12 protein-coding genes are annotated in these 10,904 nt (G+C 55.1%); 8 read left to right on the top strand and 4 right to left on the bottom strand.

Annotation, left to right across the window (positions count from 1 at the left end; translation table 11 throughout):
* Positions 1-28 precede the first annotated feature (28 nt).
* Positions 29-637: a CDP-alcohol phosphatidyltransferase family protein gene (locus HXY31_RS06495; protein WP_292641065.1), complete on the top strand. Its 609-nt coding sequence runs from the start codon at positions 29-31 to the stop codon at positions 635-637.
* A gap of 14 nt (positions 638-651) precedes the next feature.
* Here the strand turns inward: HXY31_RS06495 and HXY31_RS06500 are convergent, their stop codons facing one another.
* Entirely contained in the window at positions 652-939 is a 288-nt protein-coding gene (locus HXY31_RS06500) for a 30S ribosomal protein S26e (protein ID WP_292641067.1), read from the bottom strand.
* 134 nt (positions 940-1,073) lie between these two features.
* On the opposite strand from HXY31_RS06500, the gene HXY31_RS06505 reads away from it, so the two are divergent.
* The 4 genes from HXY31_RS06505 to HXY31_RS06520 all read left to right on the top strand — a co-directional run bounded on the left by HXY31_RS06505 (position 1,074) and on the right by HXY31_RS06520 (position 5,789).
* Complete coding sequence (locus HXY31_RS06505) at positions 1,074-1,322, top strand: hypothetical protein (RefSeq protein WP_292641069.1); 249 nt, start codon at positions 1,074-1,076, stop codon at positions 1,320-1,322.
* 184 nt (positions 1,323-1,506) lie between these two features.
* Positions 1,507-2,409 (top strand): PfkB family carbohydrate kinase, encoded by a 903-nt coding sequence (locus tag HXY31_RS06510; protein WP_292641071.1) that lies wholly within the window; start codon positions 1,507-1,509, stop codon positions 2,407-2,409.
* Positions 2,410-2,703: 294 nt separating this feature from the next.
* On the top strand, positions 2,704-4,755 hold the full coding sequence (locus HXY31_RS06515; RefSeq protein ID WP_292641074.1) for an SMP-30/gluconolactonase/LRE family protein: 2,052 nt from the start codon (positions 2,704-2,706) through the stop codon (positions 4,753-4,755).
* Positions 4,756-4,790: 35 nt separating this feature from the next.
* The gene (locus tag HXY31_RS06520) at positions 4,791-5,789 is read left to right on the top strand and encodes an NAD(+)/NADH kinase (protein ID WP_292641076.1); all 999 of its coding nucleotides are present in this window, start codon (positions 4,791-4,793) and stop codon (positions 5,787-5,789) included.
* Here the strand turns inward: HXY31_RS06520 and HXY31_RS06525 are convergent.
* Positions 5,779-7,389, bottom strand: coding sequence for a CTP synthase (locus HXY31_RS06525; protein ID WP_292641079.1), 1,611 nt, complete (start codon positions 7,387-7,389; stop codon positions 5,779-5,781). The two genes, HXY31_RS06520 and HXY31_RS06525, sit on opposite strands and share 11 nt — an antisense overlap.
* An 87-nt stretch (positions 7,390-7,476) precedes the next feature.
* Between HXY31_RS06525 and HXY31_RS06530 the strand changes: the two genes are divergently transcribed.
* Positions 7,477-7,851, top strand: a complete 375-nt coding sequence (locus tag HXY31_RS06530; RefSeq protein WP_292641081.1) for a hypothetical protein — start codon at positions 7,477-7,479, stop codon at positions 7,849-7,851.
* Here the strand turns inward: HXY31_RS06530 and HXY31_RS06535 are convergent.
* Both HXY31_RS06535 and HXY31_RS06540 read right to left on the bottom strand, forming a co-directional pair.
* Positions 7,842-8,126, bottom strand: a complete 285-nt coding sequence (locus HXY31_RS06535; RefSeq protein WP_292641083.1) for a hypothetical protein — start codon at positions 8,124-8,126, stop codon at positions 7,842-7,844. The genes HXY31_RS06530 and HXY31_RS06535 overlap by 10 nt on opposite strands.
* Positions 8,123-9,277: an AAA family ATPase gene (locus HXY31_RS06540; RefSeq protein ID WP_292641085.1), complete on the bottom strand. Its 1,155-nt coding sequence runs from the start codon at positions 9,275-9,277 to the stop codon at positions 8,123-8,125. The genes HXY31_RS06535 and HXY31_RS06540 overlap by 4 nt, the downstream gene beginning before the upstream one ends.
* Before the next feature lie 73 nt (positions 9,278-9,350).
* On the opposite strand from HXY31_RS06540, the gene HXY31_RS06545 reads away from it, so the two are divergent.
* Together HXY31_RS06545 and trpB are read left to right on the top strand one after the other, a co-directional pair.
* Positions 9,351-10,148 carry an indole-3-glycerol-phosphate synthase gene (locus HXY31_RS06545; protein ID WP_292641088.1) on the top strand — a complete coding sequence of 266 codons (798 nt, stop codon included), beginning with the start codon at positions 9,351-9,353 and terminating at the stop codon, positions 10,146-10,148.
* Between the two features lie 34 nt (positions 10,149-10,182).
* Positions 10,183-10,904: tryptophan synthase subunit beta (trpB, locus tag HXY31_RS06550; RefSeq protein WP_292641089.1), on the top strand; the 722-nt coding region annotated here is incomplete at its 3' end.

Consider the following 10,904-nt stretch of genomic DNA (forward strand, 5'->3'; position numbering starts at 1 on the left):
ATGCTGGCAGGCTCTACTGCAGACAGCCTTGCTGAACAATCTGCGGGACTCGATTCAGCCTGCCATGCAAAAGCTGGGCTCGGGCTTTGCTTCCACCGGCCTTTCCGCCAACTTTTGGACAGGAGTCGGCCTTGCGCTTGCGTTTATTGCTGCCGGCGCGTACGCCTCTACGCTATTTGGCATACCTGGCTGGATTGCCGCAATAGCAGGAGGCATCATGCTTCTTGTGTCCGGGTTTTTCGACATGGTAGACGGCGCGGTTGCACGGGTCACAAAGCAGGCGTCAAAAAAAGGCGCGTTCTTGGACTCGACGTTTGACAAGATAGCAGAAGTAGCGATTTTTGTCGGCATCGCAGTCGGCGGCCTTGCAAACCCTGTCTGGTCTATGATAGCGTTAGGATTGTCGCTTCTTGTAAGTTACACGCGCGCCCGGGCAGAGTCGCTTGGAGTCGAGCTCAAGGGCATTGGAATCGGAGAACGCGCCGAACGCATGCTGATCCTGGCAATAATCGGCATGATTCCTTTCGCAGGCGACATCTCGCTTGGCGCACAGATGAACTGGGCAGTCATCATAGTCTCGATAGTCGCAGGGATAACGCTAATCCAGAGAATAGTTGCCACTGCAAGCAAGCTGTAAAAAAGGATGTGGGATTACCAGAGCCTTCCGCCGGTTCTGCGCTCTGCTTCCGACCTTACTTTGACTATTCCGCGGTGCACAGCGCACGAGACGCAGTAGAACTTGACGTCTGTAGACAGGGGTATGTACGCGCCCTGGGCCTTCAGCTCCTTTGCAAGCGCCGGCTCGACAAGCGTTATTCTCCCGGTGACCTTTTTCGCCTTGTCGCGAGGCACAAGCGCGCCGCACTGGCTGCAGTGGACTACGCCTGAGCTGCCCTTGCCGCCCTTGGAACGGCCTCGACTCGCTCTTTTCTTCGGCATGCAGGTCGTTGGACTTCGCCATACTTTAAATCTTGTGTTAAGGCCGGCCGTCATGCCGCATTGCACAGGATGGCAATGTACACCCGGTGCTTATGATATTCTGCTGGATTTGAGCAGATATGGGAGAAATGCCGATGTCAAAGCCGGTCCCTGAAGGCATGGGCTGGAGGATAGCTGTTACCATCCTCGCATTTTTCGGTGCCCTGATAGGCGTGGTCGTGTGGCTGTTCTTTTACGCGCAGGACTTTAGCGTCTACCAGAATATCGCTGTCGTCGCCGTGATAATCCTGGGCTTTGTCGGAGCCATGGGCGCTACTTGGGCAGCCTGGGGGATGAAGTACGGCGCAAAATGGAGCGGCAAAGGCGACACTTGCGCGGAATAAGCTCGCGATCTGCAGGACAACATTTGCGGGCGTGCTTGTCAGCAAAATTTGCCCCAAACGCTTTTAGCTGCGAGCCGGGCAGCGATACCTAGAAGGGTACGGCGCTGCCTCCTGACCGCCATCCCAAAGGTTTTGAGGCGCGCAACAAGCCCTTTTATTATCCGGCGCAAAACACACCTCTTGCTTGAAAATAGGCATCGCCTCGCACATTGTGCTTGACACGATAAAGAGCGGAGGCAGCACGGTACAAAGCCTGGGCGGGCCGGCGTGCTACTGCGGGATAACTGCGAGGCGATTTGGTTTTGACGTCGAATTGGCGACAAGGGTGGGAAGCGATTTTCCCGACGACGCCCGGAACATCCTGCGCGACAACAACATCCCTCTTAAAGAGCGCAGCATTGCAGACGGCCCGACGACGCGGTTCATGCTTGAAGACAGCGAGCCGCGAAAGCTGGTCTTGCAGTCAAAGTGCAGGCCCATTTCAGAGCAGGACATTGCAGACATGAAGGTCGACTGCTGGATTGCAAGCCCCGTTATCGACGAAATACCGGCGTCGGTGCTTGAAGCTATAAAGAAAAACCGCGGCAAAAAGGACTTTGTGATGCTCGACCCTCAAGGGTACATGAGAGAGGTGGATGCCGCAGGCGGGATTACCTTGAAGGACAAAATAGACATCGACCTGGCAGGGATAACTGCAATCAAGGCAGACAGCCAGGAACTGGCCGCGCTCACGGACGGCCTGCAGGGCGTGGAAGGTATGAAGGCCCTGCAGGCAAGGGGCGTCGACTTTGTCGTGACAACCGAGCACAGGGTAATCCACATGCTGCACAAGGACATGCACTACTGGATAAAGCTGCGCGACATCGACACGCCGGACGCAACGGGGGCCGGCGACATCATCGCTTCTGCGTTTACGTGCGCGTGGGTGAAGGAGAAGGACGCGCTGTGGGCGCTCTGCTTTGGCGCAGGGGCCCTTCGCGCCGCGCTCGAGACAGGCAAGGCAGGCCTTGCCAAGATACCTCCGATGTCAAAGATAGAGTCTAGCGCCTCGTACTTTTACAACACGGTGAGCTTCAAGGACGTCTAGTTTTCTCTAGAAAAATCCTCTATATGCCTTAATTATCCCAGAAAGGATAACAAACAGCAAATCTTGGAGCGACTTTTCAGGTCTGGCTTTTCCATTGCCTTGGCATCTCTTGTGCTTGTAGGCATCTTTGCCCCATTTACCCAAATCAAAGCCCAGACTCCTGCCCAGTCCCTTGGAGTAAAGATCGAGATCGCAGTTAACGCGGACACGAATACGGTCTATGTAATGAATCCTTCCAAGAACACCCTGAAAATAATAGATGGTACGTCGGGTTTTGAAAAAGCCGTGGTCCGATTGGGCTTCATTCCAGGGGGACTTGCCGTCAACAGCAACACGAACACCGTTTATGTCACTGACCCTCTGGGCAACGAGCTGGTAATCTTTGATGGCAGTACCGGCCATGTTCTAGCAGACATTGCTGTCAAGAGCAGGCCGCACGGAGTGGCGGTTGATCCTGCGACAAACAGGATTTTTGTCGCAAATGTCGGAAATCGCAGCATTTCGGTTATTGATGGCTTTACTAAACAGTCTTACCGAGTCGCGCTTGACGCCGACCCGCGCGACCTTGCTTTCGACGAAGGGACGAAGACTCTCTATGTCACGAGTCCTGCGGCCAACAAGGTCTTCGTGCTTCCAAATAACGCTGTCTATCTCATCCCTTCCGTCGCTGTGGGGACGTTTCCTGACGCGATAGCGGCAAATCCAATTACGGGCAAGGTGTATGTGGTCCACCGTTTGGAAAACTTTTTCTATGCAATAGACGGAGACCGCAATCTGTCGCCCAAGGTCACTGGTGAATGTCTGAGAGGAGGACCCAAAGATGTCACAGTTGACCCTGTTACTAACAGAGTCTACATGGTGTCCTCCTATAGCCGGTACATCTGCGCGGTAGACGGAGTGACCCACACAGCTACCGAATTTCTGTTTTCAAAGGAAGCGGGCACTGGTCCTTTTGCCATAGCGGTAAACGTAAAGACCGGAGTCCTCTACGTGGCTGACGAGTCGCGCGACACGGTCTTTATTGTAGACGGCAACGCACACGTGGTCTCTACCCGGCTCGCCGTGGGCGCAAATCCTGTAGCGGTAACAGTCAATCCGGCCACTAACAAGGTTTACGTTGCCAACAAGGCGGACAACACCATCCACGTGATAAACGGCACGACAAACGGCAGGATAAGCTCGATATCACTCGACAGCAGCCCAGTTGCTCTGGCCGTGTTTCCCGCGGCAAACAGGATATATGCAGTCACAACGGGAGTCGGCTCCCTGACGCTGATAGAAGGCGAAAGCGACACAGTGGTGAGAAGACTGGAAATCGGCTCAGACCTTGTCGACCTTGCAGTCAACCAGATAACGGGGCAAGTCTATGCTATTGACAGGGCCGATTCTACTTTGTTCATAGTGCCTTCCGACGCCAGCCAGACGTTGGCTGCGCTACCTCTGTCTGCGGCCCCGACTGCAATCGGAGTAGATTCGGCGAGGCATCTTGTCTACATTGCAAGCGAGACTGCAAACAATCTTACCGTGATGTCTGAAGATGGTGCCGTCTTGTCCAGCATGTCTTTGAGCTCGCCAACTGACATAGCTGTAGACTATGCCACATATTCGGCATACGTTGGTAGCCGGCTTAACACCAAGCCCAGCGTAAACGTAATAGATGAAAGTAGGCTCAAGGACACCATTTCACTTGGCCGCGGGGCAACCGACCTTGCCATCAACCCCTCATCCGGGATGTTGTATTCTGCTCACTCTAACGGCTTTGTCTCCGTAACGAGCCTTGCAGACGGGGAGCTACGCGCCAGAATTCAGATAGGCGCCACCGCTGCGGACATGGCCGCAAACCCGACCTCCAACAAAGTCTATGCGGTTCTGCCAAATTCCAACAGCGTAGCCATAATAGAAGAAAGAGTCCGGCAGTTCAGAGGAATCCAGGAATCGCTGAACCTGCAGGATGCCCGACAGGTGTTACAAAACGGCAAGCCTGCAGACTCGCTTTCTCGCCTTGAGGGCCACCCGGAAAGACGTTTTGAGATTAGAAGCATAAACATCGGCACAACGGGCCAGCCAGCGGTGGGTCAGGAATACAACATCGAGATATCCGTAAAGGATAACGCGGGGTCATCAGTCGCTCACGTTTACATAGTGCAGGTCGTCGGGCCGGAAGGAGACACCGTACTGGTTGACCTTATTTCTGCCAACACCGCAGCCTACGGCGCGATACTTTCTTCCTGGGTTCCACAGATGCCCGGCTCGTATACAGTCAAGGTGCTTATCTGGGATACCGTAACTCGCACCCCAACGCCTCTATCTCTGGGGGCCGAGATGCAGGTGCAGGTTGCGACCTAGCTTTAAATCAGGCATTGCGTCTACAAAGTCGTTCAATGAGGGTAGCGCTCTGGGGCGTTGACTCGAGGGACGGCGCTCTTTTGTCAAAGATGAAAAAGACGCTCGAGTCTCTGGGCGTCCGGTCGCAGATAATGAAAGACGACTACAAGGCGGCAGCAGAAGTTGACATGGTGCTTGTGGCCGGTGGCGACAAGGGAATACTGAACTACTTCCACAAGGTACAAGCCGCGTCTGCGCCAGTGCTCGGCATCTACGAGACTGACTCGACCGGCTTTCTTGCCCAGCTTGAAGTGCGCGACTTGGAACCTGCCACCCGCAGGCTAAAGCGTGGCGAGTACGAGGTAGACGAGGTGACGCGGCTCAAAGTAACAGTCGACGGCAGAGAAGTCGAACCTGCGCTAAATGACGTTGCAGTGTTTCCCGGCAAGAGCGCGACTTTGATGGAGCACGTCTTGAAAATAGACGGCAAGGACATCTGGCACGATCAGAGCGACGGCGTCATCATCTCCACGCCGACAGGGTCGACTGCGTATACCATGTCAGCAGGCGGACCCATGGTCCTGCAAAAGTCGCAGGTGTTCTTGATAGTTTCTGTAAACTCGCTTGACAACACCAGGAGGCCACTCGTCGTTCCAAGCAGCGCCAGGATAGAGATTGCCGACATCACAAGTCGATATCATTGCGAAGTCGTGCTTGACGGCGGAAGGCGCGTCAGGGTAAAGAACCTGCTTGAATGCGTCAGGCACGAGCACCCTGCAAGGCTCGTGCGGATGGCAGGCGACCCAGCTGCGTCTCTCATGGCAAAGAAGGTTCACCTTGCTGAAGACATGCTCAAGATGCCGCCAAGCGCGAAACTGATACTAAAGACGCTCGAGTATGAAGGTGCTCTGAGCCAGAAAGAGCTTGCGTCAAGGACCATGCTTCCCGAGCGCACAGTGCGGCTTTCATTGTCGCATCTTTTGGACGGCGGCTATGTCAAGAAAAAGACGTCGCTTCGCGACGCCCGGCAGAGGATCTACGAGCTCAAGATTTAGCTGCAGCCCTTACAAAGCCTTCAAAGGCCTGCTCGGGTTTTCCCGGCCTGCTTGAAAACTCGGCGTGGTACTGCACTGCAAAGTAGAACGGGTGTTTTGGTATCTCTAGTACCTCCATGCGCTTGCCCGAATCAGAGTGGGCCGACAGCACAAGCCCTGCCTTTCTTACCGCGCCGAGGTAATTCTGGTTGAACTCGTAGCGGTGGCGGTGGCGCCTCCTTATCTTGTCGGCGCCATAAAGGCTGTGCGCAAATGTGCCCTGCTCGACCACGATGTCGTGGCCTCCAAGGCGCATCGTGCCTCCCATGTCGTGAATGTTTCTCTGCTCGGGCATGAAATCAACGACAGGGTTCTTTGTGTGCGGGTCAAGCTCTGTCGAGTTGGCGCCCTGCATGCCGCACACATGGCGCGCAAACGCGACGATTGCAAGCTGGAACCCAAAGCAGATGCCAAGGTAAGGAATATCGTTTTCACGCGCAAAGTTTGCAGCCGCTATTATGCCTTCACTGCCGCGCTTGCCAAAGCCGCCTGGCGCAAGTATCCCGTCGTAGTCGCCAAGCGACGCAACCTTTCTCTGCGCGCCGTTCTCGAACTTTTCAGAGTCTATCCAGTCGATGTCGACCTTTCTGCCTATCTTGGCGCCTGCATGAGAGAGGGCGTGGTAGACGCTGACATAGCTGTCAGGAAGCGTTACGTACTTGCCCACGACTGCTATCCTGACGTTTCCCTTGTAGTTTGAAAACGAGTTTGCAATCTTTTTCCAGTCGCCCCAGCGCGGCTTGCTCCTTTTGAGCGCCAGGCTCTTTGCAACCACCTTTAGCATCTTCTGGCTTTCAAGGACCTCTGGGACTTTGTAAATCGAAGGAGCGTCGTGGCACGAAATTACGTCCTCTTCGTTGACGCTTGCAAAAAGCGATATCTTGCGCCTTGCGTCTGAAGTGAGCGGAGTCTTGCACCTTACTGCCAAAATGTCTGGCTGGATGCCTATCCTGCGCAGCTCCTGCACGCTGTGCTGGGTCGGCTTTGTCTTTTGCTCGCCCACGACGTCAAGCACTGGCGCAAGCGTCACGTGGATGAAAAGCGTATTTGACTTGCCTGCCTCAAGGGCCATTTGCCTGAAAGCCTCGAGGAACGGAAGGCTCTCGATGTCGCCCACGGTGCCTCCGCACTCGACTACCATGATGTCCAGTTTCTCTTTTTCAGCAGTCTTTTTCAGGTTCTCCTTTATGGCGTCAGTCACGTGTGGGATTATCTGGACGCACTGGCCCAGGTACTTGCCTTCCCGCTCGGCCTCTATCACGTCGCGGTATATCCTGCCGGTCGTGATGTTGTGGTCCTTTGTCATGGAAATATCGATGAAGCGCTCGTAGTTGCCGATGTCCATGTCGCACTCGCCCCCGTCGTCTGTAACGAACACCTCGCCGTGCGCCACGGGGTTCATGGTGCCGGCGTCGTAGTTGACGTAGGGGTCTATCTTGACGCAGGACACCTTGTATCCTGCAAGCTGCAACAGTTTGGCAGTTGACGACGTCGTGACTCCCTTGCCGAGGCCCGACATGACTCCGCCGGTTACGAAAATGAACTTTGGCCTCGACTGCACATTAGACTTTTGAAACGCGCCTTTTTATTCCTTTTTGCGCGCTAGCTTAATAAGAACATCTTGAGAAGTATCCACGTTTTCTGGTAAATGAGCGAGGACAGGCAGCGCGGCAAGTCGGCAATCGACGCCGTGCACACCGACGTATCAAAAGAAGACGAGGCCAAGATAGGCGCCAAGATCTCTGAAATCTACCGCGTCGACAGCGAGGAGGCGACTGAAATACATGCAAACTACCATGCCCAGAGGATACTTGCCGGCCTTGAAAGGCGCGCAAGGCAAAATGGCATGACGAAAAAGGCGCTTGAGGAAAAGATGGAGCACCTTGCCGTCCAGGAGGCAGCGTACCAGGTGGCGACAGGCCAGCTCGCAGAGCCTGCAGCAATCGATATCCTGTTTCGGAACCTCTACATCATGGAAAGCAAGGGCGGCGACAACGACAGGTACGTCAACTTTTACGGCTGACCGATATAGCCTACGTCTCTGAAAAACTGCACAAGCCTTGCCACGTACTCGTTTTCGCGGTCAAGACCATAGACTGCGTTTGCGTATTTTGCCTCCCTGACCCAGCCTATCTTTACCAGGTCGTCCAGGTTGCCCTTGATGTCGTCCCGCTTTAGGCCCGTCTTTTTGTGAAGCGTGTATATCGTTGCCATCTTGCTTTCCTCTGCAAGCGCCTTGAGTATCTTTACCTTGCCGATGCTCCCAAGGCCCGCCTCTATCGCTTCCCTCGGGCTCATTGCTTTATCCTTCCAAGGAGCACGGGCTCGAGCTCTGCAAGCGACGCGCCGTGCAGGCCTATCTCCTTCAGGGAGCGCATCTCCACCAGCTTGCGGACCTTCAGGTCGTCTAGGTAGTCTTCCACTTCCATTTTCTTGATGCCAAGCTGCTCGGCAAGCTCGTCAGCGTGCAGGCGCACGTCCTTTAATTCCACATATTGTTTCTTCCTGCTCTTGAGCGCCCTCACGACGGCGACGAGGCTGATTACGTGGTTCTTTGACAGCTGCTCTATCTCTTCTGTCGTTATGGTGGGGTGGGTCTGGCCGTGCACCTTGCGCACGTGCTCCAGCGTGACATGGTCCTGCCCCTGTGACTCTGCCAGGTTGCCTGCGTAAAGCAACAGATCAAGGGCGTAGCGCACGTCGCCGTTTACCTCTGCAGAAGTGGTTATCCTGGCTACCTGGTCGATGATGTCAGAGCCCATCGCCCTCGGGTTGAACGCCTGCTCGCACCGGCTTGCAAGTATGTCGCTTGCCTCTTCAAGCGAGTACTGGGAAAACTCCATTGGCACCCGTCCAAGCGTGCTCAGCTCTGCAGGGTCAAGCCTAGAGTAAAAGTCGGTGCTCCTTGCGATAAACACCACACCTTTGACGTTGCACGGCTTTTCCGGCTCAAACTCGTTCAGGCGCGTCAGGTCGTAGACGATGCTTGTGTCCTTGCTTGTCTTTATCAAATAGTCTATCTCGTCCATCACGACGAGCGCGTACTGGCTGTTGTCGCGGAGGTATCTCAAGAGATAGCGCAGCATCTCCTCGGCGCTCAGGCCCTGCGCAGGCAGCTCCGGCGCCAGCCTTTCAAGAAGCAGGCGGTAGATGGCAAACTTGTTGCCGCCTTGCAGCTTCAGGTTGATGTAGGCAGTCTTTAGCTTGCGCCTGTTCTTTGCAAACTCGTCTTCGATTATCTTTGTGGAGCGGATGACAGTCGTGGTCTTGCCGATGCCTGCGACTCCGACCACCTGCAGGATTGTGAGCGGAAACCTGTCGGGGTCGCCGGCTGCGCCTGAAAAAACGTGCAGTATCTGCTTTATCTGCTTCTCCCTGTGCGGGAGCTCCTCGGGGATGAACCGGGGCGACAGCTTGGACCTGTCAAGGAATATCGCGCTCTCGGACATCGCTACTATTTGGCGGACGCGTCGATATATATCGATATAGAATTAATAGCAGCAATCACGTGCACAGTTTTGCATGAGCAGGTTTGCCAAGGCCGGCGACACCGTAGAAAAGCTGGTCGAAAACTCGTACAAGGCCATAGACGAGGGCGCCTACGACTTAAAGCGCGAGGTGTCGCACGACGCCATCAGCCTGAAAAAGGCGATCCTTTCATGCCCGCATGCCCCGCTCATAACAGAGGTCAAGTTCTCGTCGCCTTCGCGGGGCCAGATCCGCAACTTTGGCACGCCGGCAGAAATAGCGCTTGCGATGGAAGAAGCAGGCGCCACCGCGCTGTCTGTTCTGACGCAGCCGTATTTGTTTGACGGCTCGGTGCAGAACCTGATTGCAATACGAAAGGCAGTCGCGATACCGCTTCTCATGAAGGACATCGTTGTAAGCGACGTGCAGATAGACGCCGCAAAAAAAGCCGGTGCCGACTGCATACTCCTCATAAAGGCAGTTTTTGACCGCAACCTTGCCGAGTCGAGCATGGAGTCGCTTTACGACCGCGCCGCAAAAAAAGGCCTTCAGGTGCTTGTGGAGGCGCACAGCAGCCAGGAATACGCCGACTGCATCAAGTCGCGCTACGAGCTTGTCGGCATCAACAACCGCAACCTGTCAGACCTTGCAGTGGACATCAAGAACACCGAGCGCCTGATAAAAGAACACGGCAAGGGCTCTAGCATCATCATAAGCGAGAGCGGAATTTCCAAGCCCGCAGATATTCAATATCTGAAAAAAGCCGGTGCCGACGCGTTTCTTGTGGGAACTTCCATCATGGAGACAGGCGACATTGGCGCCAAAGTCGCAGAACTCTACAACGCCCTGTGAATATTAATAACCCTTGGGCGTATCGATTCTGGCGATGCTTGGCAGTTACCCCGTCCACGGCAAGTTCGGCAGGTACGGCGGCAAGTACATACCAGAGACCCTTGCGCCTGCAGTGAGCGAGCTTGAGGCGGCCTATGAAAAGTTCAAGAACGACCCCGAGTTCCAGCAGGAACTGCATTACTACCTGACAAAGTACGCCGGCAGGCCGACCCCGCTCTACTTTGCAAAGAACCTGACCGCGCACGCAGGCGGTGCGAAAATACTGCTAAAGCGCGAGGACCTCCTGCACGGCGGCGCGCACAAGACAAACAACACACTCGGGCAGGCGCTTCTTGCAAAAAAGATGGGCAAAAAGCGTGTGATAGCAGAGACCGGCGCAGGGCAGCACGGCGTCGGGACAGCACTGGCGTGCGCGATGCTGGGGCTTCCTGCAGAAGTCTACATGGGCTCCAAAGACGTCGAGCGGCAAAAGCTGAACGTGTTTAGGATGGAATTGCTTGGAGCAAAGGTGCATCCGGTCGACTCGGGGAGCAAGACCCTGAAAGACGCCATAAACGAGGCGATACGCGATTGGATCTCAAACGTGCATGACACTTACTACCTAATAGGCTCAGTCGTCGGGCCGCACCCCTACCCGATGATGGTCCGCGACTTTCAGAGCATAATCGGCAGGGAGGTGCGCCAGCAGATGCAGCAGGATTACGGCAGGCTCCCTTCAGCAATAGTCGCCTGCGTCGGCGGCGGAAGCAACGCCAT

This window comes from Nitrososphaera sp. (genome assembly GCF_013388945.1).
Lineage (GTDB): Archaea > Thermoproteota > Nitrososphaeria > Nitrososphaerales > Nitrososphaeraceae > Nitrososphaera.

Coding starts and splice junctions, on each gene's coding strand:
- HXY31_RS06520 (WP_292641076.1), top strand. CDS start 4,791: ATGAGGGTAGCGCTCTGGGGCGTTGACTCGAGGGACGGCGCTCTTTTG.
- HXY31_RS06535 (WP_292641083.1), bottom strand. CDS start 8,126: ATGAGCCCGAGGGAAGCGATAGAGGCGGGCCTTGGGAGCATCGGCAAG.
- HXY31_RS06500 (WP_292641067.1), bottom strand. CDS start 939: ATGCCGAAGAAAAGAGCGAGTCGAGGCCGTTCCAAGGGCGGCAAGGGC.
- HXY31_RS06545 (WP_292641088.1), top strand. CDS start 9,351: ATGAGCAGGTTTGCCAAGGCCGGCGACACCGTAGAAAAGCTGGTCGAA.
- HXY31_RS06530 (WP_292641081.1), top strand. CDS start 7,477: ATGAGCGAGGACAGGCAGCGCGGCAAGTCGGCAATCGACGCCGTGCAC.
- HXY31_RS06505 (WP_292641069.1), top strand. CDS start 1,074: ATGTCAAAGCCGGTCCCTGAAGGCATGGGCTGGAGGATAGCTGTTACC.
- HXY31_RS06540 (WP_292641085.1), bottom strand. CDS start 9,277: ATGTCCGAGAGCGCGATATTCCTTGACAGGTCCAAGCTGTCGCCCCGG.